This window comes from Catellatospora coxensis (assembly GCF_016862635.1).
In the GTDB taxonomy this organism is placed as follows: Bacteria; Actinomycetota; Actinomycetes; order Mycobacteriales; family Micromonosporaceae; genus Catellatospora; species Catellatospora coxensis.
Genome location: NZ_BONI01000108.1, coordinates 1 through 25254 on the forward strand (window position 1 = coordinate 1; position 25254 = coordinate 25254).

The following is a 25254-nucleotide window of genomic DNA, read 5'->3' on the forward strand; positions in this document are numbered from 1 at the left end:
CCCGCCCGCCGCGACGGCGCGCGGTCTCGCGGCGGCTCGCCGGCGTCCTGTCGGGGTGCCGTCGCTGCGAAAGAAACCCCAGCTGAGCAGGGCTTCGAAGGCCTTGCGCCTAGTGGCGCGACGGTTGCCCCGTCTCGATCAATGTGGAACCATTGACGAGTTTCCAAGCTGACGGAGTTCGATGAAGATTTCGCATCTCAGCAGGCTGAGTGGAGTTTCGGTCCCGACCATCAAGTTCTACCTACGGGAACAGCTGTTACCACCCGGGGTGCCGACGGCGCGCAACCAGGCCGAATACGACGAGGCGCATCTGGCCCGGCTGCGCCTCATCCGGCTGCTGACCGGCGTCGGTGACATGAGCCTGGCCGCGGTGCGCGAGGTGCTGGACGCCGTCGACGGCGACGACGTCTCGCCGGCCGGCCTGGCGCAGGTGGTGAACCAGGCGCTGCGGGCCGAGTACCCGGTGTCCCCACCTGGCAGCCGGACCGCGTACGCCGACGTCGGACGCCGCGTCGACGGCTTCCTGGCCGGCATGGGCTGGCAGCTGTCGACCGGGTCGCCGGAGCGCGAGAGCCTGGTCCGCGTGCTCGCCACGCTCGAGGACCTGGGCCTGCCCGGCCTGCTCGAAGAACTCGAGCCGTATGTCGAGGCGGCCGACCGGATAACCGCGGCGGAACTGGACCGCCAGCAGTCCATCAACGACGCCGCGACGATCGTCGCCAGGATCGTCCTGTTCGAAGTCGCCTTTGCGATAGTTCGCAGGATGGCCTTCAGCCATCATTTGTCACCGCGCGCGGACACCAATCCACAGGGCGCTTCGGCGCCCCTTTTAACGCCCAAGGGATAGCGAGATCCTCGCTCGGCCGGGGGTGCGTCCCCGGCACCTCGGGAATCCCGGGATCGACCGCATTCCCGGCGACCCCTTCAATCTTGCTCGGTCGCTTCCTTGAGCGCAGTCTGAGCATTCCCCGAGAAGACACCTCCGCCGGATCGCGCCACGATATCGAGGTCGAGGACGGCGTCGAGAATTCTGTCGGCCTCGGTAGCCAATCAGTCGTCTCCTCGCCCGGCGTCGTTGCGCCCGGGCGATGAGTCCTGCCACCGAGGGGATTCCATGGACCCAACACCCGGCCTGCTCCGTCGGCTGAGCCCGGCGGCACTCGTGCTGGCCATGGTCAGCACGCTGTTCGTCGTAGCCCAACTTCCCGAGGTCTCGGCCGCCGACCGGGCGTCGCTGGTGTCCCGGTACGCGTTCCGGGAACTGCCCATCGCCCTGCCGCCCGGGCTGCCCCAACGCACCGTCCGCGAGGTCAACCCCAAGTACCGGCACATCCGGGCGTGGATCTCGTCCGTCGGCGCGGCCATCGCCGTCAACGACCTCGACGGCGGCGGGCGACCCAACGACCTGTGCCTGGTCGACACCCGCTCCGACGCCGCCATCGTCACCCCCGCCCCCGACAGCGGCGACAGCTATCCGCCGTTCGTGCTCGACCCGGCCCCGCTGCCCACCGGCGCCACCATCTCCCCGATGGGCTGCGTCCCGGGCGACTTCAACCGCGACGGGTGGCACGACCTGCTCGTCTACTACTGGGGACGCACCCCGGTGCTGTTCCTCCACCGCGCCCAGGCCGGACCGCTGAGCATGCGCAGCTTCCTGCCGACCGAGCTCATCCCCGGCCCCACCTCGCCCAGCGGCGGCTACCACGGCAAACTGTGGAACACCAACGCGGTCGCGGTCGCCGACTTCGACGGCGACGGCGGACCCGACATCGGCGTCTTCAACTACTTCCCGGACACCGCGGTGCTCGACCCGCAGGGCCAACCCATCGTGCAGATGAACCACTCGATGTCCCGGGCGCAGAACGCCGGCGGCGCCCACGTGCTGCGCTGGACAGGCGCCGACGCGACCTCCGTCCGGTTCGAGGAGCAGGTGGCCATCGACCCGGCATTCGCCACCGGCTGGACGCTGGGCGCCTCGTCGGCCGACCTCGACGGTGACCTGCTGCCGGAGCTCTACCTGGCCAACGACTTCGGCAACGACCGCTTCTTCCACAACACCTCCACGCCCGGCCGGATCCGGTTCGAACTGGCCGAGGGCAGCCGCGGACCGCTGGACCCGAAGTCGCTCGTCGTCGGGCACGACTCGTTCAAGGGCATGTCGATCGAGTTCGGCGACCTCGCGGGCACCGGCCGGTTCGACATGTTCGTCAGCAACATCACCTCCAGCTGGGGCCTGGAGGAGAGCAACATGGTCTGGCGCAACGACGCCGCCGACCCGGAAGACGCCCGGCGCCGCATGGCCGACGGCGAGGCCCCGTTCCGCAACCAGGCCGCGAAGATGAACATGGCCTGGATCGGCTGGGGCTGGGACGCGAAGATGGCCGACTTCGACAACAGCGGCCAGGTCGCGCTCGTGCAGGCGGTCGGCTTCGTCAAGGGCAAGATCAATCGATTCAACTGGCTGCAGGAACTGGCGATGACCAACGACCTGCTGCTGCGCGAACCCGACATGTGGCCCAAGGCCGAGCCCGGCGACGACATCTCCGGCTCGCAGCCGTTCGCGTTCTGGGTCCGCGAGGACGGCGAGAAGTTCGTCGACATCAGCGCCGACCTCGGCATGACCGACACGACCCCGAGCCGGGGGATCGCCGTCGCCGACACCAACGGCGACGGACGCCAGGACTTCGCGGTGGCCCGGCAGTGGGGGCCCCCGGTCTACTACCGCAACACCGGCACCACGCAGGGTGACTTCCTGGGCCTGCGGCTGCACCGCCCGGTCACGACCGGCACGCCCGGCGGCCCGATCGGCACCCCCGCCTACGGCGCCGTCGCGAAGGTGACCATGGCCGACGGCAGCACCCGCGTCGCACAGCTCGACGGCGGCGGCGGCCACTCCGGCAAGCGCAGCTTCGACGTCTTCTTCGGCCTCGGCCAGTCCGGCGGCAAGCCGGTCGCGGTCGAGCTGTGCTGGCGCTCGCTGGACGGCGCGACTCACCGCCAGCGGCTGGACCTGGCCGCCGGCTGGCACGACATCATGCTCACCGACAAGGCCCAGGAGGTGCCGTCGCGATGACCCACGTCGAACAGGTGGCCACGCCATCCATCACGGTCCGCAGAACCCCCGGGCAGCAGACCCGCACCGACGCGGCGTCCGCCACCGGCACCGCGCCGGCGACGAAGGCGGCCCGGGTCGACAACGCCGACCCCCGCTACAAGGCACTGCGCAACTTCGCCATCTCCATGAGCGTCTTCAACATCCTCGGCTACACCGTGCTCGGCTTCGAGCAACCCTGGACCTGGCCGCTGTTCGCCCTGGCCGTCGGCTACACCACCGAGATCGTTATCGAGCTCGTCGCGGCCTGGGCGCAGCGGCGGCCGGTGGGCTTCCGCGGGCACGGCGCCTGGGGCGTCTACACGTTCCTGCTGCCGACCCACATCACGGCGCTGGCGGCGAACATGCTGCTCTACGCCAACGACCTGTTCTGGCCCATCGCCTTCGCCGTGGTCGTCGCGATCGGCCAGAAGGCGGTGCTCCAGGCGCCGATCAAGGGCCGGATGCGGCACTTCATGAACCCGTCGAACTTCGGCATCACCATCACGCTGCTGGCGTTCTCGTGGGTCAACGTCGCCCCGCCCTACCACTTCACCGAGAACGTGCCGGACATGATCCGTATCGCCGTCCCGCTGATCATCCTCACCGCCGGCACCGTGCTCAACGCGGTGCTCACCAAGAAGGTGGGCCTGATCGTCGGCTGGCTGGGCGCGTTCGTCATCCAGGCGCTGATCCGGCACTGGATCTGGGACGTCGCCCTGTGGGCGTCGCTGGCGGTGATGACCGGCGTCGCGTTCGTCCTGTTCACCAACTACATGATCACCGACCCGGGTACGACGCCGACGCCGTTCAAATGGCAGTTCATGTTCGGATCGAGCGTGGCCATCGTGTACGGCGTGCTCATGCAGTTCAACATCGTCTACACGCTGTTCTTCGCGGTCACGATCGTGTGCCTGGCTCGCGGCATGTTCTGGTGGGGTAAGTACCTGCTGGAACGGCGCAAGCCCGGCGCGGCGGGCACGCCGAGGTTGGCTGCCACCGGCTGACCCCGCCCTGGAGCCCGGTGGCGGGTCACGCACGACCCGCCACCGGGCTCCGACGCCGGGACGCGGGCTCGATCCTCCTGGAGCGCTTCCGTGGTTCGGGCTCGGAATGATCTAGACGGAACAGCTTGATCGCCTGTACGAAGTGACACGAAACGGACACGGGGGGCGTGTGCGCACCCCCGCCTGGAGTGCGCTACGCTGTACGGGCTGCCGCGGTGGGAGATCATCTCGGCAACGGGCTGTAGCGCAGCTTGGTAGCGCACCTGACTGGGGGTCAGGGGGTCGTCGGTTCGAATCCGGCCAGCCCGACAGCGAGAGGGTTTCCGGTCACAGGCCACGGAGACCCTCTTCTTTGTGGTCCAGGGATGCCGGTCAAAGTCAAGTACACCGCTGAAGGACCCTTTGACTGGGCGAGGCTGTTGAGTGGCAAACCTCAATGCAGGAAGTCTTGGTCGGGCCGGGGATCTCCATGCCCCACGTCGCGCTGCTGTGGGTAGGCCGGCCTTGTCCCGGGGCGGCAGCGCGATCAGGGCGAACACGGCAGCGAACAGGGTGGACAGGACGGGAGGCCTCACCAGAAGCGGAGGCTCGGCGAGCAGCGCCACGGACATCGGTGCCAAGGCTGTCGCGCCTCGGCGCGCGTCGAGGACCAGTACCGCCGAGTTGACGCCGGTGGGGTGGAACGCGGCAGCCGGCGAGTTCGGCGCCGGCACGTGAGCCCTCGAGGTATCCCAGCCGGGTCAGTCGTATACACCATCGGCGAATATTCGGCGACCCGCAGTGTCGGTGGAAGGCAAGAGGCGACCACGTGCCGCAGTCAGCGAGCCAGGCGCACGAAGCCACGTGTTCCGTGCGCCTCAATGTCCCAGTGGGTGCCGAACGCGGGCAGGTTGCGGATCTGGATCCGCCCGATCTCGTCCGGCACCTTCGGGTCGAGTCGGATCTCGCGTTCGTGTGCTTCGAGACCGAGCATGACCTTGACGAAGGCGAACGGTGCTCCGGTCGCCCACGCCTGCGGGCTGCACGCGGTCGGGTACGGGACGGGGAATCCGCTGTGTACGCGGGAGAAGCCGGCGAACGCCTCGGGCAGCCGGTACGCGGAGTGGGTCGCTGCTTCGATCTGGGCCAGCGCGATGCGGTTGGCCTCGTCGCGGAAGCCGTAGCGAGCCAGGCCGAGGGCGATGATCGAGTTGTCGTGTGGCCAGATGGTTCCGCTGTGGTAGCCGATCGGGTTGAAGCCCTGATCCTGATTGGACAAGGTGCGCACACCCCAGCCGCTGAACAGGCTGTCGGACATCAGGTGTCGGACGACTTGATCAGCGCGCTCCGAGGGCACGATGCCCGACCACAGCAGGTGGCCGAGGTTGGAGGTGACCGAGTCGATGGGGTTCTTGTCGCCGTCGAGGCCGACGGCGTAGTAGCCACCGCGATCGTCTGACCAGAAGTCTCGGTTGAACCGGGTGAACAGTTCCTGTGCCTCGCGGGTGAGTCGCTCGGCCAGTTCGGCGTCGCCCATGACGCGGTCCGCGAGTTCGGCGGTGCGCACCTTGGCGTCGTAGGCGTAGCCCTGGATCTCGGCGGCTGCGATGGGCAGGTACGGGATGCGTCCGTCGTGGAACTGCATGCCGTCCCAGGAGTCCTTCCAGCACTGGTTGCCCAAGCCCTGCGACGAGCGGGTCGCGTACTCGATGTATCCGTCGTTGTCGCGGTCGCCGTATCGGTCGATCCATTCCAGGGCAGCGGTGACGCGGGGCCAGCGTTCGCGTACGAATGTCGCGTCGTCGGTCATGCGCCAGTATTCCGACAGCAGAATCAGCCACAGCGGCGTCGCGTCGGAGGTTCCGTAGTACGGGCTGTGCGGCTTCACCCCGAGCACGGTCAGCTCACCCCGGCGGATCTCGTGCAGGATCTTTCCCGGCTCCTCGTCGCGGAAGTCGTCCATCTTCGTGCCTTGCAGCTCCCCGAGCAGGTGCAGCGCGCCGCGCGCCAGGTCCGGGCCGACCCACAGGGTCTGCAGGGAGGTGATCAGAGTGTCGCGCCCGAACAGAGCCATGAACCAGGGCAGGCCGGCGGCGGGAAGCACGTAGTGATCACCGGCCACGTCGCCTTCGATCCGCAGGGCGGCCAGGTCCACGACAGACTTGTCCAACACGGCCTTGAGGTCGGGGTGGTCCGCCTCGAACGTGGGTGCGGCGTCCAGCCAGCGTTTCAGCGCGCCCTGCGAGATCTGCTGCTGCTCGCCGAAGTCTTCGTGCATCGGCTGCAGCACTCTGCCGTTGAGCACGAGCTCGACGCGCACGAGACCCTTGAACATCTGCCCCGGTGCCAGGTCGAGCGCCCAGACGAGGCTGTCGCCGTCGACCAGGACTTCGGTGTCGGCCGCCGCAGTCAGCGAGGCGGCGTCCAGGACGGTGTCCTGTACGACGCGCACCAGGCAGGCTGCGGAGAATCCCGGCACCTCGTAACCGAACCGGATCGAGCCGGCAGCTGCGTCCTGCGTAGAGGAGATCTGCTCGCTTCTGTCGCGTACGGTGCTCTTCATCTCGAACAGGTCGGCGAAGTCCGACCCGCAGGCGAGCCGGAGCTCCAGCCGTGCCGGGTCGAGGCCTGCGTTGAGCACCTCGAGCTGTTCGAGTACGCCGTCGCCGACGAAACGAAAGCGGCGTACAGCCAGGGTGTTGGCACGTATGCCGGGCAGTTCGGCGTTGGTGAGGTAGAACGCGGCCGAATAGTAGTCGACGGCCCGGGACTTGAGCAGGGACAACGGCCGACCCTCGAGGGTCAGTTCCCACCGGTTCAGAAACCGCGTGTCGTCGTGGACCAGTCCGCCGACGGAACCGACCGGCACGTCACCGAGAGCATCGGACAGCAGGAAGGTCCGCCCTTCGAGCACCGCGATGGCGTCCGTCCCCAGCTCTGGCGGGTACGCCTTCTCGTCCTCGAAGGCCTCGTTCGGCCGAGCTTCGGGCGAGGGGTCCAGTGGAGTGGGGCGGTGCCGCGCCCGGCCCTCCGGCGTGCGCGTCACGAGCACCTCTCCGCTGGCCATGTCGTCGACCGGCATGGCGCTCCTCGGTTGTAGCGCGGAATCGGCCCGGCCGGAACGCCGGCTGAGCAGTCAGTCGAATTACACTGTAAGCCCAGACAATTATGAATTGTGCCTATTCGGCTACCGGTCGCGCCTGGGCGGCCAGAGTGGTTCACGGTTCACGACCTGCTCGGCTATCCCGAGCCGTTCTTCGCCCCCATCGCCGCGGCGGGCCGCCGGCCGGGAGGTGAGCAGCGGATGCGAACACCACGGCAGGCCGAGCGGTCGGCGTGCCGGCCATGCTGCAGTGCGTGGTGCCGATCCTCAGATGCGCCAGAGCAGCCAGATCAGGTAGGCGGCATATGTCGCGACGAACAGAAACCCTTCCAGGCGCGACATCCGGGCGCCGATCGCGAACACCGACGCTGCTACCAGCGTCACGGCCACCATCATCGTCAGGTCGGCGGCGAAGATCTCACTCGGCACGGCGACACCCTGCGGTGCGACCACGACTACCAGTCCGAGTATCGCGCAGATGTTGTAGATGCTCGATCCGAGCAGGTTGCCGATCGCGAGGTCTCGGTTTCCGCGCAGCGTCGACATGACAGTGGTGACCAGTTCGGGTGTGCAGGTGCCGATCGCGACGACCGTCAGACCGATGACCGTCTCACTCACACCGAACGCCCGCGCACTGGCTGCTGCGCCCTCGACGAGCAGTTCGGCACCGGCGACGACCACCGCTATGCCGAGAACCGTCAGCAGGAGCCGGCGTAGCGGCTTCGGCTGATGTGCGGTCGCCGGAATGGCCATGGCGGCGCCTCCGACTGACCCGGCCAGGTCGTGGCGTCCAGCGTGAATGCGGCCGAACGTGTAGCTGACGCCCAACAGCAACAAGATCAACCCGTCGGGTCTGGTCAGCGTGCCGTCGATGGACAGCAGATAGAGCAGAAGTGCGGCCTGGACCATCGCAGGTAGGTCCAGCCGCAGTGTCGCTCGCTCAAACACGATGGGTACGAGCGCGGCACTGATGCCGAGGATGAGCAGGAGGTTTACGAGACTGGCGCCGACGATGTTGCCCACCGCAAGATCCGAACTTCCGCTGAGCGCGGCGTCCATGCCGACTGCCAGCTCGGGCACACTGGTGCCGAGCGCCACGACGGTAAGACCGATGATCATCGGGCTGACGCCGAGGCGGACAGCCAGGCTGGTGCTGGCCTTGACCAGGAACTCGGCACCGACAAAGAGCGCCATCAGCCCGGCAATGATCAACAGGCCGTTGAGCAACATACCCTGTTCCTATCAGCCGCCTACGGCAAGCTGGAACGCTTCGAATCACCGGTAGCGTCTCTGATTCCCTGAGTTCGTCTGAGTGATTCAGACATTCCGGGTGGGGCGTGGCCGTGTCGTGCCGGGTCCGAAGTCTGCGGGTAGCCAGATGACGGGGGTGGCGTTGACGTGGTGGAAGCCGGTCCGGTGGTGGTTACGTTTCAGGAGATCGCGTACAGGACCTGACGCCGCCACCGCGGGGCGGTGGTGGCTCTTGGGTTCCTGCCCCGCCGGACGCTGGCCACCGTTCGGTGGGGCGGGGACCGTGCGCCGGTCGGGCACACGGCGGGAAAGCTTCGATACGGTCGGCCGTTTCGGTGTCGGCCCGGTCTTCGGCCGCCGACCGGTGGGCTGCTGCGGTGTCCGGGTGGTGCGGCGGCGTGCGGTGGCGACGTCGCCTTCCACCATCCTGGTGGTGGTGTGCCGGCCGGTGGCGCGGTCGGTGCGGACGCTGTGCTGGGCGAGCAGCCCGCGGGCGGCGATGCGCATGGCGGCGGCGTGGTCCCGGTCGGTCGACAGGCCGCAGCGGGCGCAGGTTGCCCACTTCCAGCCCCGCTGGCGGGGCCGGTCAGGGGCTGTTACGTGCGCGAGTTCGCTGCGCCCGGTCCCGCAGCGGGGGCAGTACCTGCTGGTACCGCGGGCGGGCACGGTGACGACGGCGAGGCCGGCTTTGGCGGCCAGGTGCACGATCGCGGCGGCGACCTGGCCGCGGACCTGGCCGGACAGGCGGGCGTTGCCCTTGCGCCTGCCACGAGCCTGCAGGCTGGAAAGATCCTCGAGATAGACGACCGTCGTTTCAAGCGCGAAGGCCTGGTCCACCGCCCACCGGCCGGCCGACCACGCCAGGGACTTGTTCAGGTGCCGGATGCGGGCACACACCCGCTCATGCTCGACACCCGCACGATCGGCCAGCGCGGAAAGCTGCCGGCCGCGCAGGTCGGTGTCGGGCAGACCCGCGGCAAGGGCGGTGTAGTGCTCCCGTTTGGCGGCCAGGCATTCGCGCTGCCCGCGCAGCCGGTGCAGCTTCGCCGACATGGTGGTGGCGTCGTAGCGCAGCCTGCGCCCGTCAGTGATGACCCTGCCGGTGTCGGCCAGCCGGCCGAGTGCACCGGTGAGCAGGGTGTTGACGCCCCAGTCCAGTGCCAGGGCCACCCGGTGCCCGGACGTCGCGGCGCGCTCGACCGCGACCCGGTGCGGCAGGTCCACGCGTACCCGGGGGCGGGCCAGCCGCAGCGTCGGGGCACAGATCGTGGCCCGGTCGGGCACGGTCGGCGGCAGCGCGATCGGCAGGACGTGCCAGGCCCAGCCGGCGCGGCAGGTCGGGTGTTCGACCAGGGGAAGCTGCACCCGCAGCACCGCCCGCCGGTCGCCGTCGCGGGCGATGGTGACCAGCTGCCGGTCGGCGGCGGCCAGCAGCACCTGCGCGGCAACCGCCGGGGCTGCCTCCAGCTCCGGCAGGTCGGCTGGCAGCACGCCGTGGGTGTGCAGGTAGGCGCGGACCTGCCGGGTCCGGTTGCCGATCTCCGCACCCGATACCGGATCGGTCAGTCAGCAGGTTCTGTATCACGCTTCCTGTCCGGTGCTGGTAGTCCGCAACCCGGTGGACGACTCGGGAGCATGACGGTCCGCCAGAGACGACAGATGCTTCTACAGCTGGGGGACCTGGTGGCGGTGTTACGCGAGCTTCCTCATCGCAGTGTCGGGTAGGGCAGGTCACCGCTATCGCTGCCGGATGCCGCGTTAGCGCCCCGGCCATTCCCGGCGCGAGGGCTGCGGGACCAGGCGGCGCGGCGCTGGTCAGTCGCCGTCTTGGCGGGAGAGGGTCTCGCGGCGGGCCTGGTGCCTCAGTATGAAGCTCGCCACCAGAAGGACGAGCGCCAACGACACCTCGATCCAAGCGAGGGCGCCGTTGGCGACGGTCAGGCCCAGCAGAAGGAGCACCAGCCCGACCACGGCGAGCAGGGAAGCCCATAACAGCCAGCGGTGCCGTGGACTCAGCCGGTCCCGATCGCTGTTCGCCATCGCCTAACCCCCTGTTTCTTTGTCCCAGCTTAGCCCTATTTGGTGATCTGAGGGCCACTGAGTGGCGCTGCAGCGCGCGGATGAGCTCAAGACGATCACCGCGTTTTCGGAGGTGGCACTGGTGTGGCGTTCGCGGCGTCGTGTCGCCGAGCAGGGCCGCTGACCAGGGCGGCTGCCGTGTGGGCGCAGGCGGTGGCGATGGCGCTGCCGGCCGGCTCGAGGTCCTCGAGATGAACGTCGGTGAGCAGTCGAGCAGCTGGAACGCCGACACCGCGAACGTGTGGCAGTCTGGGCAGGTCGCCTGCGTGGATCAGCCCGTCGCGGGCCAGCGTGCCTCGCCGACGGAGAGGATTTTTAAGCAGCGTCCGGTATACGGTGCGGTAGTCGCTGTGACGGCCGATGATGACCGACAGGTCGGCATTGGTCACGGCGGGGCCTCAAGGTCGACGCCGGTGTCCTCGAGCCACGCGTGCAGCAGGTCTGCACCTCTCATGTCGTCCCGGTAGGCATTGACCAAGCGAAGCGCACCGACTGGTGGGACGGCTGTCAGCGACGCGATCTACGGATTCGGCAATGTCCTGCACGAGTGCGGATTACCGTGAATTGGCATGTCCCGTCCGGCGCAACTTGCGTCATCTGGCACCGCGGGACCGTCATCGCGTCATGAAGAGTGCTCGGGTACGGGGGCAGTGATGAAGGCGTTCGTCATGAAAGAGATCGGCAGTGTCGGGTTCGCCGACAAGCCCGTACCGAAGCCTGGTCCCAACGACGCCGTGGTCCGCACGACCCGTGCGCTGATCTGTACCTCCGACTCCCACACCGTCGCTGGTGGCATCGGACCGCGGCAGGATCTGACGCTCGGCCACGAGGCGGTGGGTGTGGTCGCCGACGTGGGCAGCCAGGTGCGCGACTTCCACCCGGGCGACCGGGTACTCGTGGGCGCCATCACTCCAGACTGGGGTGATCGCGCAGCTCAGGCCGGCCACGCGTCGCAGTCGGGAGCGCCGCTTGGCGGGTGGAAGTTCTCCAACAGCAAAGACGGCGTGTTCGCCGAGTTCTTCCACGTCAACGACGCCGACGCCAACATGGCCAAGATCCCGGACACGGTCGCCGACGAGGTCGCGGTGTACTGCGCCGACATGCTGTCCACCGGATTCATGGGGGCCGAGCACGGCAACATACCCATCGGCGGGACAGTGGCGGTGCTGGCGCAGGGCCCGGTCGGCCTGATGTGCACCGCCGGAGCGCGGCTGCGCGGGGCCGGGCTGATCATCGGGGTCGAGTCGGTGGCATCCCGGCAGAAGCTCGCCCGCGCCTACGGGGCCGATGAGATCGTGGACTTCACCAAGGAGGACGTGGTCGAGCGGGTGCTCGAACTCACCGGCGGCGAGGGCGTCGACACCGCGATCGAAGCGCTCGGCGCCGACGCCACATTCCAGACTGCCGTGAAGATCACCAAGCCGGGTGGCACGGTGTCGAACACTGGCTACTTCGGGGAGGGCGAGTTCGTCCGGATTCCCCGCGTCGAGTGGGGCGTCGGCATGGCCGACAAGACGATCGCGACAGGCCTGTGCCCCGGCGGGCGGCTGCGCATGGAGCGGCTGCTGCGGGTCCTGGCCGCCGGCCGTCTCGACCCGACGCTGATGACCAGTCACACCTTCGCGTTCGACGAGATGGAGCAGGCGTTCGAGATCGCGGACAAGAAGCTCGACGGCGCCGTGAAGGTACTGATCACGTTTTGAGGTGGCGGCAGGCAGACTGACCCTGATTGGTCCGGGAGATGCGACCGAGGTCGCCGAACAGCGTCCGAACGATCATGCTCGACAAGGTCATAGCCGAGATTCTCTGGAGGGTGCGGCCAGCCGATGACGGCGCGTCCATATTCACGGGGCGGACGAACATGCCCTGCGGTCGGACAACATCACCGACAGGTTCGACCGTGTCCTGAGCCCTCGCAGCGACAAACCAGTTGGCGGCTGCGGCAGGGGTTCGGGCGGTCTGTCCGCATCAGGCCCGGCACATGCTTGGGCCGAGTCTGCGGGACTCCGGCTACGGCGTGCACGAGGTCGCCGAGCGGCTGGGTCACGACCCGGCGAGGTTCATGCGTTACTACACCCGGGTCAACGCCGTGCGCCGGCGGCGGGCCGCCGACGATGCCGCAGCACTGGTGGCCGGTCGGTTCGCCCTGGACGGCGCGACCGGGCCGTCGACACCGACGATCCCTCGCCAGTCATCGCGGACGCGTAGGCCTCGCCGTAACCGATCGGGTGAGTACCTTTTAGGAGGTTTCCCGAGTTGAAGCCCAGCTCCGCAATAGCTTAAGCTGGGAGAACGGACCGCAGAAATGGTGCAATCACAGACCCCTTGACTGGGGCACTTTATACTTCTGACGACCTCGGCAAACGTTTCCTAGTACACCGCTGACCCTTACAACAACTGGGGGTCAAGTGGTCAGTGGGTGCGTTCGTGGCGGCCACCGCTGGTGGCCAGGCAGCATCCCGTCGTTGGTGCGGCGGTGTGCCCTCCGTACGCTCCGTCTCGTTGCTGCGTGATCGCGAGCGAGGGAGAGCAGGTGTCGGGAGACGCTGCCGTGGAGGTGGTGTGGGAGCCGTCGGCGGAGGATCTGACCGAGGGGCGAGTCCCGCTGTGGTGGACTGTCGGACCGGCAGGGGAGTTGGGCGTTCTATTCGTCGATCGAGGAAAGCTCAGACAGAGTCCCTATGTCAAAGGTTGGGTCGGTTGGACTCCTGAGAGCGTGTGCGACGGCCTGCTGGTGACTCGCCATGCTGACGGATCGATGCAGCGTCAGGCGATCGGGGCCATCCCGACGGGGACGAGTCATATCGCCTTCCTGCCGGATGCACGGCTGGTGCTCGTGGAGGGGCGTGTCCCCCGCGGCGAACCGGGTTCGTGGCCGCCGAACGCAATGGTGCTTTCTGCTGAAGGGGAGCAGCAAGTGGCGTTCTGCATCGGCGACGACATCGACGTCGCGGTGACCGACCGTGGCGGCTCGATCTGGACCGCCTACGGTGATGAGGGCATCTATGGCGGTCACCCGCAATCAGCAGCCGGCCTTGCGGGCTGGGGTGACCGGGGCCAGGTCGTGTGGGCACCGGGTGGTCGGCTGCCAGAGTGGCCGTTGGCCGGATTCGCGGCGGCCACGGAACGCGATCAGGTGTGGTTGGCGTGGTATTCCAGCTCGCGCGAGGGTCACACCTTCCTGACGCGGATAGTGCCGCTGACCGGCGAGGTGACCAGTTGGCGCAGTCCTGTGCGCTCCCCGGACGGGCTGGCGGTGCGCGGCGACCGCGCGATCCTCACCCGGCGGCACCACAACAAACGGTCGACTGAAGTGTTCCGCGCCGAGCTGGTAGACGATGCTTGGACCGTTACGGATCGACGCGAGGTGGCAGTGCCCGGACGTGTTGTGATGCGATGCGGCCAGGGCCGCGACGGATTCCTCTGGCTGCGAACCGGCGATGTGTGGCTCCGCATCGAGGCCTGAACATGGGCAAATGCAGGCCACGTCCATCGGCGGACGCCGGCCTTCGGCGTACGGAATCCGGCCATACGTCGGGTCGTGCCCAGCGCGTCTGCGTAGGGGACCAGGTGGGCCACACGCCATGCGTTCCGGTGGTGTGCGGGCACGCCGGCGGTGTCCACTACCTGCTATGTGCCGCGCGTGACTGCATGGACGGTTGGTCACCCGTCCTGGGTCGTCGGTCGGATGATTGGCGAAGGGGCCCTTCCTGTTCGTGAGGCAATGCGGTAGCGCCTGGATCGACGTCGTGGCATGCTCCGTGCGTCCCGACAAAAGGCGAACCGGGTCGCCCGAGGCGGTAGCCGAACCGGTGGCAGTAAGAGGCGGTGAGCGGGGCAGCCGCACGCGTGGCACACGAGCGGTGCCCTGGGTAGCCGCCACCGGACCCGTCGTCCTCAGCCGCGTGGCGCTGCGCAGCCGTCAACGGGGTGAGCCGCCGCAGGCAGCCTTTCTGCCTTACGGGTTGATCGGTTTATGGACAGCCTCCATGGGCCAGGCCAGCCCACGTTGACGGGGGCACCCTGGCGGACGTTTGGAAGGGTGTTTGCGCAGGTCTAGGGTCGGGTTAAGACGGCGCTGACCGAGCCCGCCAGTGAGGACCGGGTCCAGGCCACCGGAGCGGGTTGCGTCGCGTCGTGGTGAAAAACCGGCGGGGCGCTGCCCCGCCACCTCGGCCTGCCTCAAAGAGCAGTCGTACTCTCCTCACCAGGTCGCCACAAGGGCAACCCGAGAACCCCGGCCGGGCCAAGGCCAAGCCGCTACCCGGTCGCCTACGGCGAGCCTTGACCCGACCGAGAACCTCGAGACGGCCTGAAGCCTGCCCTGCGGCGGAGAGCCCTAACCCGGCCGCCTACGTCGTAGATGTCGTCAAGTTCCGCTTGACTGGACTACTGCAACTCAGCCTTATTGGTGCTGGTGGCGGTCGAATCAGTCCGCGCAAGCAGGACTGCGACGAAGGGCGTAGCCGTGATCTGTAGACCGTCAGTGAGTGTCACGCTGACCTCTCCGGCAGGGCCGAGGCGGGGAACTCCTACAGCAACGGTAGGTTCTCGGGTCAAGCCGCCGGGTTCCGTTGGGCTGAGTGTCAAGCTGGGTGTCAATGGTGCGTACATCGGGGGAGCACTCGGGACAACGGCGGAGCGTTTGCCCAGTCAGGTCCGTCTGTGGACGACGGTCAGAGCCCCAGGATCGTTGCCTGAAAATAAGGTGAGCGGCAGGGCCTATTCTGCGGGAATGATCAAGTCCATTGAACTCGTCATATTCGACTGCGACGGCGTACTGGTCGACATCGAGCGCATCGCCGCTCGTGTCCAGGTCGCTCTCGGAGCCGAGCTTGGGTGGCCGCTGACAGAGGACGAGTTCGTGGACCGGTTCATGGGGCGCTCACCGGCCGCCATCCACGAGCAGATCGCCGCCCGGCTCGGCCCGGATACGGCCGCGATCTGGTCGGAGAGGTTCGAGCAGCTCCACCGGGAGGCCGTGGACGCTGAGCTTGCCCCGGTCGACGGCTTGCCGGAAGCACTCGACGCGCTCACTCTGCCGACCTGCGTCGCCTCCAACGGGTCCCACGACAAGATGCGGCACACCCTGGGCCGCACCGGGCTCTACGAACGCTTCGCAGGCCGCATCTACAGCGCCACCGAAGTCTCCCACGGCAAGCCCGCACCGGACCTGTTCCTGCACGCCGCCCGGCAGATGGGTGTCGATCCCGAAGCCTGCGTGGTCGTCGAGGACAGCCAACCCGGCCTCCACGCCGCCCGCGCCGCCGGCATGCGAGCCTTCGGCTACGCCGGCGGACTCACCCCGGCCGAACGCCTCGAAGGCCACAACACCGTCGTCTTCCACGACATGCGCCAGCTGCCGAACCTCATCACCGGACGGCAGCCACCCCTCCATCGGGCACTGCCCACCCACAAGATGTGACAATTGCTCGTTCGGTGTCGTCCCGGCCATCACGTGGAGGACCGGGGGCGGTGCTCGTCGCGCCAGGCCCGAGGTGAGATTCCGTATGCCTGCTTGAACACCTTGCTGAAGTGGGTCGCGTCCGTGAAACCCCAACTCCGTCCTATCGCCGCGATGGTCCGCAGCCGCCCGTTCGGGCCGGCCAGCTCTCGCCTGCACTCGGCCAGGCGGCGCGTACGGATCCAGTCGCCAAGGCTGATCCCCGACCGGGACAGCACAGCGTAGAGGTGACGTACGGAGATGTTGTGCGTGGCGGCGATCCGGGCCGGCGACAGGTCGGGATCAGCCAGATGCTGCCGGATGTATTGAGTGAGCCGCAGGCTGAGCGTCGCCTCCAGCGGACCCCTGGCCAGGCTGGAGTCACCGTGCCGGTGCGTGAGGACGACACGGAGAAGTTCGACGCTGGGTTCCACGACGGCGTCGGCGCCCTGGTGCAGTTCGCCATCGACGGCGAGCTGGTGGAAGTAGGTGAAGGCCAGGCGCGCGATGGGGTCGTCGGATCCCAGGGTGACCGAGGTGTTGTCTCGGATGAGCCGGTCGGGAAGCGCGAGTGCCGCGCGGGGGAGACGCAGGAAGTGGTGGTCGACTCCCTCGTCGAAGAGAAGGGTGTAGGGCGCGATCGATTCGTACACGGCGAATTCCCCTGGCCGTAGTACGCACTCGCGACCGTTCTGCGCCACGAGGCTGGTGCCCGTCACCTGCAGGCCGAGGAAGACGGCCGGTTCCTCGTCCTGCCGGGCCAGTCGCTGCGTCCGGCGGACCGTGACCGCGGTCGCCCGCGCCGAACAGATCCTGAGGGGCCCGATGGCGCTGAGAGCCATACGAACGGAGATGTCCTCGGCCGAAGGGCGGTGGTCGATATCGACCGCGACCACGGACTCCCACACCGCGTGCCGGATCGCCTCCTCCCGGTCGTGTGGCGAGATGAGCGCGGTGTCCAGGACCGGGCTCATGAGACAGACCTCTGGCCGCATCGCTCTTGGAGGCTGCCTGCCGGTTCTGCCACGGTTACCCCCTCGACAAGTACGGTCCCGACATCTGCTTGAAGGGACTGTTCCCGCTGTGACAACAGCTGCGGCTGGCACGCGCAGGGCCCTCGTCTGGCAGGCCGGCTGAAGCGGTGCATCGCTGACAAAGCTTCCTGCACGGACGGCAAAGCCCGAAACCCTCGACAACCCTATCGTCCATGGGCGAGACGTCGCTGAGGCGACATCACCGACCAGAAGGATCGCACCGTGCAACAAGTATCCAGGACGCGCCGCAGGCGGGTCGGAGTGTCGGGGGTCTTGACCCTCCTCTTCTCCGCCGGTCTGGCAGCCAGCCCGATGGCGGCTACGCCGGCGCACGCCGCCTACGGTCCGTGCAACACGACAGTGCACCGCACCGATGGACTGGCCGTTGACAACTACTACGTGGTCCCGGCCCGTACCGGCAACGGTCTCAGCTGTTACATGCAGTATCAGACGGGCAGCGAGAACGCCGTGGAGGCTCTGCAGAAGGCCATCCTGCGCTGCTACGGCGAGACCTATGCCGCCCAACGCATCCGCGACACCGGCGGGGCGGACGGTTCCTACGGCAACGGCACGGTGGAAGCCGTTCGGTGGCTGCAGGCAAACCGCCTCGGCGTGAGCGCCGACGGCGTGTACGGGCCGGCGACCCGTCAGGCGATGCGGTGGCCGGACTACTGGCGCGATCCCCGAAACGGGGACATCGAATTCATCAGCTGCTACAACCCGCCGTTCTAGGCGGCACGACGGCGGTCGGCGCCGACCTCCACGCGGCGGTCGGCGCCGACCGCTTACCCCGGCTGGCAGGTGGTGTCGAGGGGCGCGGCCGCGTGCCTGCGGCGGGCTCATGGCGACACGCAGGTCGACAGGGATGTTGCCGAGGGTGGCCCGAGAGTATGGGCAGACGGCGTGCGCTGACCGAGCGAGTTCCTCGGCGGTGCCGGGTGCGACGCCGGGCAGGTGGATGAGCAGGGTCACCGCGAGGCCGACCGCGCCCTGGTCCTCGGTGCCGATGCTGACGCGAGCGGTGACGCTGGAGCCGTTCAGGTCAGCGTCGCTCTGGCGGGCGACCAGCCGTAGCGCGCTGTGGAAGCAGGCGGCATAGCCGGAGGCGAACAGCTGCTCAGGGTTGGCGCCCTCACCGGTGCCGCCGAGCGCGGGCGGCATGGCCAGGTCTAAATCGAGGCCGCCGCCGGAGGTGGCGACGTGGCCGTTGCGGCCGTCACCGGTGGAGACGGCCTCAGCGGTGTAGAGAATCTTGATCGACATGCACCCAGCGTATGGAGATCGGTAGCCGCTCCCCATGGTCCACCGTCTCCCGTTCATGTCTGATCGTCTCGATCGTGGCCGGTGGGCGATACGATCTGGCGATGGACGTACTCAGCGACGCCATCGGCGTCATGCGCACCGGGCGTCCCCACTCGGCCGAGATCCGCAAGTGCGCTCCGTGGGCGGTGCGGGCCGAACGGTTCTCCGGCACCGCCTTCCACGTGGTGTTGGCCGGAACGTGCTGGCTGGTCCCGCCCGAGGGCGCCGCGATCGCCCTGGGCGTCGGCGATGTGGTGTGCCTGCCCCACGGTTGCGGACACGCCCTGGTCGACAGCCTGTCGACACCGATGGCCGACGCACCCTCGGCTTCCCTGGCACAGGTGGCACCGAGCACCGACGACGGCGACCGCGCCACGACGGTCCTGCTGTGCGGCGCGTACACACTCGACCGGACCCGGCCGCACCCGCTGTTCGCCGAACTGCCGGAGGTCATCCACCTGCCGGCCCGGCTGGGTCACCGCTCGCGGCTGCATACCGTCGTGCACCTGCTCGGCGACGAGGTCGCCGACCCGGACGAGGGAAGCGAAGCCGTCGTGTCGGCCCTGCTGGACATGATGCTGCTGTACATCCTGCGGACGTGGCTTCGCGAGCAGGCCGGCAACGGCCGAGCCACCGGGTGGGCCGCGACGCTGAGCGATCCGGCGATCGCCGCGACGCTGCGTCACATCCACGGGCAACCCGCCAGGCAGTGGACGGTCGAAGCGCTGGGGGCCGAGGCCGGACTGTCGAGGGCGGCGTTCTCCCGCCGGTTCACCTCGCTGGTCGGCAAGCCGCCGCTGAGCTATCTGACCTGGTGGCGGATGACCCTGGCGGCGCAGATGCTACGTGACAGCGACAGACCAGTGCAGACTGTCGCGCAGCGCACCGGCTACACCTCCGAGTTCGCCTTCGCGAAAGCGTTCAAACGCGAGCACGGCGTGGCCCCTGGCCGCTACCGCCGGCAGGTGCGGACGTAGATCCGGCACGGGTGTGGCCGCGCACCAGGGCCTGCCCGGCATGGAGCGCGAGCGCCCGCAGGTAGGCTTCCGCAACTGTTCGGCTGGAGGCGTCCATTGGCATACGACGACGGTGCCGATCTTCGCCCTTTCGCGGCGATCTCGGCAGACATGTATGTCCGGTGCGCCGACGTGAGGGTTCTCCGCGTGGGGTTCGCTGCCTGGGTGTCGTCGGTCACCGGGCTGGCTGTCGAACTCTTCGGCGGCGCCTTTCCGCATGAGTGGCTGCTCGGGCGCACCCTGGCGGGCGGCACACGCGACGCCTCCGTGGAGAGTGGAAGTCCGGCGGCGGCCGTCGACATGCTCGACGAGAATGCCGAGTCGGCGTTCGCATACCTCTGGCTCGAAGAGCGCGAACTTGCGCTGCGCGACGTCCGCATCACGGTCCAGCGGTTCGGGGACGACGGCGGGCAGGCGCTCCTGCGGGTGACGATCGGATACTTCACCCGGCAGGTCGACGCGGCGCGGCTGGGTCAGGCGCTGGTCGAGCTGCTGCACGCCAACGTGACGGCCGAAACCACGTACGGGCAGGTGGCGACGCTGCATCCGCAGTACCCGCCGCGGACCCGCCTGGACGTGCTGCTGCGCAGGGATGCCGCGGACTCGGCGGGTGAGGCCACCCGGGTTCTGCGGGGGTACGAGTGGGCGACCCTGTGCCCGTCCGCGCTGATCGGTCGGCTGGGCGGCGTCGACGCCGTCCGGGAGTCCGGTGCCTTCGCCGCGGTCAGAGCGGCCGGCCCGGCGCTGCTGCTGCTGGCTACGCGCTCTCCGGTGGACTATGACGAGAGCGCCGCCCGGCGCGTGTGGCACACGCTGCGGCCCGTGCTGCCGCCGGGCAGGCCGAAGCCGCTGCCGCTGCTGTCCTTCGCGTCGATGGTGCTGGAGGACGCCCGCCCGTAGCCGGTCGGCGCTCGCGGCGGAACCCGACACGGAGCTCCTGGGAAGAAGCACGCCGGCAGCTGGTTCAGCTGGAGGCGGCGATCCCCGGCCCAGGCGGCTGGTAGGTCCCGACCGGCAGGGCACCCGGTAGACCCCTCTTTCCAGCCGGGCCGGCAGGTGCGATATTCGCTGTCCAGTCGTCGGAGCACAGTGATAGAACGCCGGGGTGCACAAGATCCTCACGTTCGCTGATCATCTGCGGCTGATCGACGAACGGTCGACCGCCTTCCGCGCCGCGGTCGCCGCGGCACCCAGCCTCGACCTGCAGGTGCCGGCCCATCCCGGGCGGACGCTGTTCGATCTCGTGCAACACGTGGGCATGGGCCGCCGCAAGTCAGCCGCCATCGTCGCCGCGGGGCCCGCAGGCGCGCCGCCGGACAAGTCGGCTTGGGACGACGGCATGGGTGCGCCTCGGGAACGCGAGGCGCTGCTGACCTGGTGGACCGAGTCCGTCGAGCAGTTGACGAGCGCGCTGCGTGCGGCCGGCCCGGACCGCGGTTGTTGGACATGGTGGGATGACTCGCCGTCACCGCAGACCTCTGGTGCATGGGCGCGACGCCAGGTTCCCGAGATCGCGGTGCACACCTACGACGTCCAGCTCACGGCGGGTGCCCCGCAGCCGATACCGGAGGAGGCCGCCCTCGACGGTTTCGACGACTGCCAGTTCACCCTCTGCGCGACGACGGTCGCCTGGCCACACGAACCCGCCGTCGTCGATTACCACGCCACGGAGGGCCGGTCCTGGCGCCTTAGGCTTTCCCGCGACGGCGCACGGGCTGCCCGCCTCACGCCCGCTGCCGGCGAGGACCCCGAGGCGGCCGGCGCCTCCGCCCGGGGCACGGCCAGTGACCTGGTCCTGTTCTTCTACGGCCGCATACCGCTGGATTCGCTGAAGTGCGAAGGCGACCGCCGTATCTTCGATCAGCTCGCAGCCTGGGACCCGTCCGTGTGACAACCGACGACATGCGATCTCGTGCGCCCGGTGGCTGAGTCCGCGGCGAAGTCGCAGGTATCCGGCTCGGGTGGCTACGGTCGTGAAAACGTGGATGTGCTGGTCCTGCTTGGATCACCGGGCTCGGGAGTCCACCCTGTCGGGTGCCATAGCGGACCTGCTGCGTGGGTCCGGTTCGGATGCAGACCTGCGCCGATCGCGGATCCGGCAGGCAACTCGTCATGATCCTCAGCATGATGATGCGGGCACCGCTGAACTGCTGGAGCTGCCATGGCAAGTCAGCCGGCGATTCAGCCACGTGCGGTTGGTGCGGCGTCTGGCTCGTGGATCTCGATCCCAGCCGCATCCCCGCGCCGCTGGATACGCTGCTCCCACTGGCGCGGCGATGGGGAATTCCGGATGATGGCTACCGGTCTGACGCCTAGGTTCGGCGTCTGGAGATGAGCTGGAAGCCATGGTGCGGGCTGTCGACGCCGTGGACATCGAACAGCTCGAAGCCTGGTTGTGCGGGCCCGAGGTGGGCAGGTGCTGCCTTCGGACCTGGAAGCTCAGTAACCGGGCAGTCCCGATGGTGCTTTCAGACTTTGGCGGGCCTGCGCCGGAGCTCGGTCCCGGCGGGGCGGCGGAAGATGCCGTACCACCAGGTGGCGGCCAGCTCCCGGGCGGCGGCGGTGTCGCCGCTGCCATCGTCGGTGGTGACGTGGCGCAGCAGGAAGCGGTCGCCGCCGTCGATCATGAGGTGGGTGGCGGCCGCCGGGTCGATGTCGGCCGGGGTGCGGCCGGCGTGCTGCTCGGCGGCGATGAGCTGCCGGGCGTTGTCGCGGAACGCTTCGAGTCTGACGTTCCAGAATTCGCGTACGGCCGGGTCGTATGCCGAGGTTTCCTGTACCGCGGTCAGCAGCGCGGCGTTGGCCCGGTAGGTGGCGACGACCTCGGCGAACGTCGAGGTGAGGGCGTCGAGGCCGTGTTCGGGTCGCCAGGCGGCGGTGATACCGAACGAGGTCTGGTTCGTCGTGGCGGCCAGGCGTAGCAGCAGCTGGGTCTTGTCGGCGAAGTAGAGGTAGAACGTCGAGCGCGCCACGCCGGATTCGGCGGCGATGCGCTGGACGCCGAGTTCTGTGTATCCGGCGCCCTCGGCGAGCAGGCGCGCGACCGTGTCGAGGATCTGGGTCTCGACTCCGCCGCGGCGGTCGGCTGCGTCGGAGCGGCGCCTGGTGATGGACGGCATAGCTGGATCTTAGGCGTTGTGGCGGTTGGCCGGGTTCGAGCTACGCTGGCGTCGGACACAGTGTCCGACGAAGTGTCTTGCGATCGCGCCACGCGCGTGATCAAGAAGGGAATGCCGTGAAATATCGCCTGCTGGGCCGCACCGGAGTCTGGGTCTCGGAGATCTCACTGGGCACGATGACCTTCGGCGGTGCGAACCACTCCGTCTACGGCCCACTCGGCGGCCTGGGTCGCACCGACGTCGACCGGATCATGGGCACCGCGCTCGACGCCGGGATCAACTTCATCGACACCGCCGACGTCTACGCCGACGGCGAGAGCGAGCAACTGCTCGGACAGGCGCTGGGCGCCCGGCGCGACGAGATCGTGCTCGCGACCAAGGTGCACGCACCCACCGGGCCCGGACCCAACGACGCGGGCTGGTCGCGACTGCACGTGATGCGGGCACTGGAGGCCAGCCTGCGCCGCCTGGGCACTGATCACATCGACCTCTATCAGCTGCACAACTACGACCCGCTGACCCCGTTCGAAGAGGTGCTGGCGGCGCTCGGCGACGCCGTACGCCAGGGAAAGGTCCGCTACATCGGGTGCGCGAACCTCGCGGCCTGGCAGATCAGCCGGGCTCTGGGCGTGTCGGCGCGGCACGGACTGCCCGCGTTCACGACGGTGCAGGCGTACTACTCCCTGGTCGGCCGCGACGCCGAACACGAGCTGGTGCCGATGGCCCAGGCCGAAGGGCTCGGCCTGACCGTGTGGAGTCCGCTGGCGGGCGGCTTCCTCAGCGGCAAGCTGCACCGCGACGGCACTGCCGAGCCCGGCAGCAGGCGCGCCACGGCCGACTACCCGGATTTCCCACCCGTGGACCGCGAGCACGGCCACGACGTCCTGGACGTCGTACGTGCCGTCGCCGCCCGCCACGGCGTCAGCGTGGCCCGCGTCGCACTGGCCTGGCTGCTGGCGCAACCAGCGGTGACCAGCGTCATCGTGGGAGCGCGGCGGGTCGAGCAGCTCGCTGACAATGTGGCGGCCGGCGACCTGGTCCTGACCGGGCAGGATCTGGCCGAGCTGGACCGGGTGTCGGCACCGCCGGCGATGTATCCAGGCTGGATCCAGCAGATGTTCGCCGGGGCTCGGCAACCCGCCAGCTGAGCCCGCGAGTCGTCCAGTGGTGAGTTCGCCTGGCCCAGGTTGATCATCGCGTGGTCGACCTGGGCCTGAGATTGACGGCGATCGGCCGGCGGTCGTGTCGTCCTGAAGTACGCCGCGGGGTGCAGGTAGGGAAGATGTTCAGCTCCAGCTGCCGGGACAGGTGGGCGGTGGCGAACCTCCTGCGGACGCTATTGCCCGCCGGGCTGAGGAGCGGTGAGAATGCGCTGATCCCGGCCATGCCTGCTGGGATCGCCACGATGCCGGACTTGCCGGGCAGCGCGGTGGCAACAGCCACTCGCCGGACCGCTCGTAGAGCCCGCCACGACGGCGGCTCGGCGCGTCCCGCCGAACAGGCAATCTCCCCGGCCCGCTATGACGCCGCTGAGTGCTCGGAAGTCGTTTCCATCGGTTTGCTCATCAAATGCTCATTCGTTCGCGGCAACCTCATTCCCTAACCGCTGCCGGACCTTCCGGCAAGGTGGCAAGCCTCGGCTCCGGCTGGCGGCGCTCAACAGGAGGACGAATGGACCTGCAGCTCACCGGCAAGATCGCGTTCATCAGCGGATCGACCCAAGGCATCGGTTACGCGACCGCGAAGGCCCTGGCTGCCGAGGGCTCCGAGGTGATCCTCAACGGCCGTGATCCGCAGAAGCTGACCGAGGCCGTCGACAGGCTGCGGCGCGAGGTGCCAGGTGCATCGGTCAGCGGTCACTCCGCAGACTTCGCGGTCACCGAAGACGTCGACCGGCTGTGCGACCAGATCCCGAGCGTCGACATCCTGATCAACAACGTCGGGCTGTTCGAGCTCAAGCCGTTCGAGAAGATCTCGGACGATGACTGGCGGCTCTACTTCGAGGTCAACGTCCTCAGCGGCGTCCGGCTGGCACGGCGGCTCATGCCGGCCATGCTCGATCGCGGGTGGGGTCGGATCGTGTTCGTCAGCAGCGAGTCGGCCGTCAACATCCCGGCCGACATGATCCATTACGGCGCGTCCAAGACGGCGATGCTCTCGGTCGGCAACGGCCTGGCGAAGCTGACGAAGGGCACTGCGGTGACCGTCAACTCGGTGCTGGGCGGCCCGACGTACTCCGACGGCGTCGCCGCGACGGTCAAGACGCTGGCCGCCGCGCAGTCTCTGGCCGAGGAACAGATGAAGGCGGCGATCATCGGCGCCAACCAGACGACCCTGCTCGGCCGCTTCATCGAACCCGGTGAGATCGCGAACGCGGTCACCTTCATCGCCAGCCCGCTCGCGTCCGCCGTCAACGGATCGGTGGTGCGCGTCGACGGGGGTGTGCTGACGACGGTGCTGTGAGCCCTCGCGCGATGCCCCGAGGCCGCACGGCGCGATGCGGGGCCGGACGGCTGTCCGCAAGACGCCGTCGGCCGTCTGAGCTAGGCAATCGCGATAGCCTGGCGGCATGCACGGCGGGCGGATTGTTTTCGGCGTTCTCGGCCCGGTGACCGCCGAGGACGCGCAGCGTCGGCCGATCGCACTGAAGGGTCCGATGCACCGTGCGGTGCTGGGCCGGCTCCTGGTGGCGCGCGGGCGGACGGTACCCGTAAATGATCTTATTGATGATCTGTGGGTTGCCCCGCCCGAGGGCGCGTTGGCCGCGGTGCGGACGTTCGTGGCGGCGCTGCGCAAAGCCATCGAGCCGGACCGCCCGGCGCGGGCGCCC

Annotated in this window: 23 protein-coding genes, 1 tRNA gene and 1 pseudogene; 15 read left to right on the plus strand and 10 right to left on the minus strand. The window is 68.5% G+C overall.

The features are described from left to right. The first annotated feature begins 181 nt into the window (after window positions 1-181). Window positions 182-847 carry a MerR family transcriptional regulator gene (locus Cco03nite_RS43030; RefSeq protein WP_203698928.1) on the plus strand — a complete coding sequence of 222 codons (666 nt, stop codon included), beginning with the start codon at window positions 182-184 and terminating at the stop codon, window positions 845-847. Window positions 848-924: 77 nt separating this feature from the next. Here Cco03nite_RS43030 and Cco03nite_RS43035 read toward each other — a convergent pair whose 3' ends face one another. Next, window positions 925-1050 (minus strand): hypothetical protein, encoded by a 126-nt coding sequence (locus Cco03nite_RS43035; protein WP_275412110.1) that lies wholly within the window; start codon window positions 1048-1050, stop codon window positions 925-927. Window positions 1051-1114: 64 nt separating this feature from the next. Between Cco03nite_RS43035 and Cco03nite_RS38255 the strand changes: the two genes are divergently transcribed. The 3 genes from Cco03nite_RS38255 to Cco03nite_RS38265 all read left to right on the plus strand — a co-directional run bounded on the left by Cco03nite_RS38255 (window position 1115) and on the right by Cco03nite_RS38265 (window position 4407). After that, window positions 1115-3073, plus strand: coding sequence for a CRTAC1 family protein (locus Cco03nite_RS38255; protein WP_203698929.1), 1959 nt, complete (start codon window positions 1115-1117; stop codon window positions 3071-3073). 167 nt (window positions 3074-3240) lie between these two features. After that, the gene (locus Cco03nite_RS38260) at window positions 3241-4098 is read left to right on the plus strand and encodes an enediyne biosynthesis protein (protein ID WP_373314430.1); all 858 of its coding nucleotides are present in this window, start codon (window positions 3241-3243) and stop codon (window positions 4096-4098) included. 235 nt (window positions 4099-4333) lie between these two features. Then, window positions 4334-4407, plus strand: a tRNA-Pro gene (locus tag Cco03nite_RS38265). A gap of 508 nt (window positions 4408-4915) precedes the next feature. On the opposite strand, the gene Cco03nite_RS38270 is transcribed toward Cco03nite_RS38265, so the two are convergent. The 3 genes from Cco03nite_RS38270 to Cco03nite_RS38280 all read right to left on the minus strand — a co-directional run bounded on the left by Cco03nite_RS38270 (window position 4916) and on the right by Cco03nite_RS38280 (window position 9922). After that, window positions 4916-7159, minus strand: a complete 2244-nt coding sequence (locus tag Cco03nite_RS38270; RefSeq protein ID WP_239167997.1) for an amylo-alpha-1,6-glucosidase — start codon at window positions 7157-7159, stop codon at window positions 4916-4918. A gap of 288 nt (window positions 7160-7447) precedes the next feature. Continuing rightward, entirely contained in the window at window positions 7448-8410 is a 963-nt protein-coding gene (locus Cco03nite_RS38275) for a calcium/sodium antiporter (RefSeq protein WP_203698930.1), read from the minus strand. A gap of 87 nt (window positions 8411-8497) precedes the next feature. Continuing rightward, on the minus strand, window positions 8498-9922 hold the full coding sequence (locus Cco03nite_RS38280) for a zinc ribbon domain-containing protein (RefSeq protein WP_203698931.1): 1425 nt from the start codon (window positions 9920-9922) through the stop codon (window positions 8498-8500). A gap of 40 nt (window positions 9923-9962) precedes the next feature. Here Cco03nite_RS38280 and Cco03nite_RS43210 point away from each other — a divergent pair, with 40 nt between their 5' ends. Beyond that, entirely contained in the window at window positions 9963-10070 is a 108-nt protein-coding gene (locus Cco03nite_RS43210) for a universal stress protein (RefSeq protein ID WP_203698932.1), read from the plus strand. A 176-nt stretch (window positions 10071-10246) separates the two neighbouring features. Here Cco03nite_RS43210 and Cco03nite_RS38290 read toward each other — a convergent pair whose 3' ends face one another. Then, window positions 10247-10471 carry a hypothetical protein gene (locus tag Cco03nite_RS38290; protein WP_203698933.1) on the minus strand — a complete coding sequence of 75 codons (225 nt, stop codon included), beginning with the start codon at window positions 10469-10471 and terminating at the stop codon, window positions 10247-10249. Between the two features lie 95 nt (window positions 10472-10566). Beyond that, the gene (locus tag Cco03nite_RS38295; RefSeq protein ID WP_203698934.1) at window positions 10567-10899 is read right to left on the minus strand and encodes a hypothetical protein; all 333 of its coding nucleotides are present in this window, start codon (window positions 10897-10899) and stop codon (window positions 10567-10569) included. A gap of 180 nt (window positions 10900-11079) precedes the next feature. Here Cco03nite_RS38295 and Cco03nite_RS38300 point away from each other — a divergent pair, with 180 nt between their 5' ends. The 3 genes from Cco03nite_RS38300 to Cco03nite_RS38315 all read left to right on the plus strand — a co-directional run bounded on the left by Cco03nite_RS38300 (window position 11080) and on the right by Cco03nite_RS38315 (window position 15935). Next, the gene (locus Cco03nite_RS38300) at window positions 11080-12213 is read left to right on the plus strand and encodes an NAD(P)-dependent alcohol dehydrogenase (RefSeq protein ID WP_239167998.1); all 1134 of its coding nucleotides are present in this window, start codon (window positions 11080-11082) and stop codon (window positions 12211-12213) included. 806 nt (window positions 12214-13019) lie between these two features. After that, complete coding sequence (locus Cco03nite_RS38310; RefSeq protein WP_203698936.1) at window positions 13020-13976, plus strand: hypothetical protein; 957 nt, start codon at window positions 13020-13022, stop codon at window positions 13974-13976. 1269 nt (window positions 13977-15245) lie between these two features. After that, window positions 15246-15935: an HAD family hydrolase gene (locus tag Cco03nite_RS38315; RefSeq protein ID WP_203698937.1), complete on the plus strand. Its 690-nt coding sequence runs from the start codon at window positions 15246-15248 to the stop codon at window positions 15933-15935. Between the two features lie 29 nt (window positions 15936-15964). On the opposite strand, the gene Cco03nite_RS42700 is transcribed toward Cco03nite_RS38315, so the two are convergent. Then, on the minus strand, window positions 15965-16927 hold the full coding sequence (locus tag Cco03nite_RS42700; RefSeq protein ID WP_239168001.1) for an AraC-like ligand-binding domain-containing protein: 963 nt from the start codon (window positions 16925-16927) through the stop codon (window positions 15965-15967). Window positions 16928-17260: 333 nt separating this feature from the next. Here Cco03nite_RS42700 and Cco03nite_RS38325 point away from each other — a divergent pair, with 333 nt between their 5' ends. Continuing rightward, the gene (locus Cco03nite_RS38325) at window positions 17261-17719 is read left to right on the plus strand and encodes a peptidoglycan-binding domain-containing protein (RefSeq protein ID WP_203698938.1); all 459 of its coding nucleotides are present in this window, start codon (window positions 17261-17263) and stop codon (window positions 17717-17719) included. Window positions 17720-17845: 126 nt separating this feature from the next. Here the strand turns inward: Cco03nite_RS38325 and Cco03nite_RS38330 are convergent. Further along, window positions 17846-18307 (minus strand): annotated as a pseudogene (locus tag Cco03nite_RS38330) (organic hydroperoxide resistance protein); the annotation flags it as partial. A gap of 44 nt (window positions 18308-18351) precedes the next feature. Between Cco03nite_RS38330 and Cco03nite_RS38335 the strand changes: the two are divergent. The 3 genes from Cco03nite_RS38335 to Cco03nite_RS38345 all read left to right on the plus strand — a co-directional run bounded on the left by Cco03nite_RS38335 (window position 18352) and on the right by Cco03nite_RS38345 (window position 21196). Further along, window positions 18352-19266, plus strand: coding sequence for an AraC family transcriptional regulator (locus tag Cco03nite_RS38335; protein ID WP_203698939.1), 915 nt, complete (start codon window positions 18352-18354; stop codon window positions 19264-19266). 186 nt (window positions 19267-19452) lie between these two features. Next, a complete protein-coding gene (locus tag Cco03nite_RS38340; RefSeq protein WP_203698940.1) occupies window positions 19453-20205 on the plus strand; it encodes a hypothetical protein in 753 nt (250 codons plus the stop codon). 205 nt (window positions 20206-20410) lie between these two features. Beyond that, a complete protein-coding gene (locus tag Cco03nite_RS38345) occupies window positions 20411-21196 on the plus strand; it encodes a maleylpyruvate isomerase family mycothiol-dependent enzyme (RefSeq protein ID WP_203698941.1) in 786 nt (261 codons plus the stop codon). Window positions 21197-21773: 577 nt separating this feature from the next. Here the strand turns inward: Cco03nite_RS38345 and Cco03nite_RS38350 are convergent. Continuing rightward, window positions 21774-22424, minus strand: coding sequence for a TetR/AcrR family transcriptional regulator (locus Cco03nite_RS38350; protein WP_203698942.1), 651 nt, complete (start codon window positions 22422-22424; stop codon window positions 21774-21776). A gap of 116 nt (window positions 22425-22540) precedes the next feature. On the opposite strand from Cco03nite_RS38350, the gene Cco03nite_RS38355 reads away from it, so the two are divergent. Beyond that, window positions 22541-23572: an aldo/keto reductase gene (locus Cco03nite_RS38355; protein ID WP_203698943.1), complete on the plus strand. Its 1032-nt coding sequence runs from the start codon at window positions 22541-22543 to the stop codon at window positions 23570-23572. A gap of 43 nt (window positions 23573-23615) precedes the next feature. On the opposite strand, the gene Cco03nite_RS43215 is transcribed toward Cco03nite_RS38355, so the two are convergent. After that, the gene (locus Cco03nite_RS43215; protein WP_203698944.1) at window positions 23616-23867 is read right to left on the minus strand and encodes a glutaminase; all 252 of its coding nucleotides are present in this window, start codon (window positions 23865-23867) and stop codon (window positions 23616-23618) included. Between the two features lie 90 nt (window positions 23868-23957). Between Cco03nite_RS43215 and Cco03nite_RS38365 the strand changes: the two genes are divergently transcribed. Both Cco03nite_RS38365 and Cco03nite_RS38370 read left to right on the plus strand, forming a co-directional pair. Next, entirely contained in the window at window positions 23958-24887 is a 930-nt protein-coding gene (locus tag Cco03nite_RS38365) for an SDR family NAD(P)-dependent oxidoreductase (protein ID WP_239168000.1), read from the plus strand. Window positions 24888-24993: 106 nt separating this feature from the next. Further along, window positions 24994-25254: AfsR/SARP family transcriptional regulator (locus Cco03nite_RS38370; protein WP_203698945.1), on the plus strand; the 261-nt coding region annotated here is incomplete at its 3' end.